At 47.2% G+C, this 1,531-nt stretch carries 2 protein-coding genes; one reads left to right on the top strand and one right to left on the bottom strand.

All coding sequences use genetic code 11. From position 1 onward, the window contains the following. Nucleotides 1-330: MFS transporter (locus R7F67_RS23945; RefSeq protein WP_318057426.1), on the top strand; the 330-nt coding region annotated here is incomplete at its 5' end. A gap of 89 nt (nt 331-419) precedes the next feature. Here the strand turns inward: R7F67_RS23945 and R7F67_RS23940 are convergent. Beyond that, nucleotides 420-1,418, bottom strand: coding sequence for a substrate-binding domain-containing protein (locus R7F67_RS23940; RefSeq protein ID WP_318057425.1), 999 nt, complete (start codon nt 1,416-1,418; stop codon nt 420-422). Nucleotides 1,419-1,531 lie beyond the last annotated feature (113 nt).

Here is a 1,531-nt window from a genome sequence, read left to right as displayed (position 1 = left end):
CACAGTGGCAAACGTACAGCGGCGATCACGTTCTCGGGACAAACCTTTACAGGCAAACTCTCTGTTGCGGTAGCGGGCGGCTTGACGGGGGTAATCTTGACGATGATTGGCTATGTACCAAATGCGGCGCAAACGGAAACCGCGCTCAATGGCATGTTCTTCTGTATTGCGTTGCTACCCGCATTGGGAGCTCTAGTGCGCATCTTCATTATGTCTCGCTACACATTTACCGAAGACCAACATGCGATTTTACGAGAAAAATTACAGCGTGGTGAGTTTGCGCAAGGCGTTGACGTTAAGTCTGTAAAACCGCATGAAGCCTTGAGCTAGAATCCATATCGTCTCGACAAGTGCTCAAAGAAAAGCCCACTCAATAAACTAAGCGGGCTTTTCGTTTTCAATTTACAGATTATCCACCATCAACAACGCTCGACAGAATTTCTTCGTACTAACGTTGGGCTAAAAATAATGGTTTCATCTTCAACTTTTTCGTCACGAGACAGCGCCAAAGCCAAACGGGCGGCGCGTTCTGCCATCATCTCGATTGGGTAGCGAATAGTAGTCAAGCTAGGGTGAACAAAGCGGGCGATCAAGCCATCATCGAACCCGACCATAGAAACCTTACTTGGTACGTCAATGCCATTTTGATCTAACGCTGCCAGTGCGCCAGCGGCCATGTAGTCGTTGTAGGCCACCACTCCAGTAATCTCCAAAGATTTGGTTAACAGGTTGGTCATCGCAACTTCGCCACCATCACTGTTGGGTTCACCGTATTCGATGTAGCTTTTGGAGAGCTCAATACCATGTTCTTTCAATGCGGCTTGGTAACCTTGCAATCGCTCATCGGTATCTTCGATATCGTGGGATGAGGCAATGCAAGCAATTTTGCGATGCCCGTGACGAATCAAATATTCTGCTGCGAGGAATGCCCCCTTGCGGTTATCAAGGGAAATACAGCGCTCAGCAAGCTCTGGGATATGTCGATTGATAAGCACCATACCTTTCACTTCTTGGGCATAGCCAATTAGCTCCTCATCAGATAAGCCTTTCGAGTGGATGACTATTGCATCGCAACGGCTGTTGATCAGTAATTCTAGAGCTTGACGTTCATCTTCTGGATTATGGTAACCGTTGCCAATCAAGATATGTTTGCCATTTTCGCGCGCGACATTATCGACGGATTTGACCAGCGTGCCGAAGAAAGGATCGGACACATCACTCACCAACACACCCATGGTATTTGTGCTTTGACTCACCAGTGCGCGCGCTGCGGCAGTGGGTCTGTAACCCAATTTGCTCATTGCTTTGGTGCCCGACTCTACCGATGATTGACTGGCTTTTGGAGACTTGTTGATCACGCGAGAAACCGTTGCGACCGAAACACCGGCTTCTTTCGCGACATCCTTGATCGTTGCCATATAGAACCTTTAGTGGCTAAAAAATTTTGACTGAAAGTATTAAACACCCATTGTGTAATAAGTGCAATTTGATAGAGAATTTGCTTTCGGAAATGAGATCTTTACCACTTGTA

This window comes from Vibrio sp. YT-17, assembly GCF_033337375.1.
GTDB lineage: Bacteria > Pseudomonadota > Gammaproteobacteria > Enterobacterales > Vibrionaceae > Vibrio > Vibrio alginolyticus.
This window is presented reverse-complemented; position numbering and strand designations above follow the sequence as displayed.

Coding starts and splice junctions, on each gene's coding strand:
- R7F67_RS23940 (WP_318057425.1), bottom strand. CDS start 1,418: ATGGCAACGATCAAGGATGTCGCGAAAGAAGCCGGTGTTTCGGTCGCA.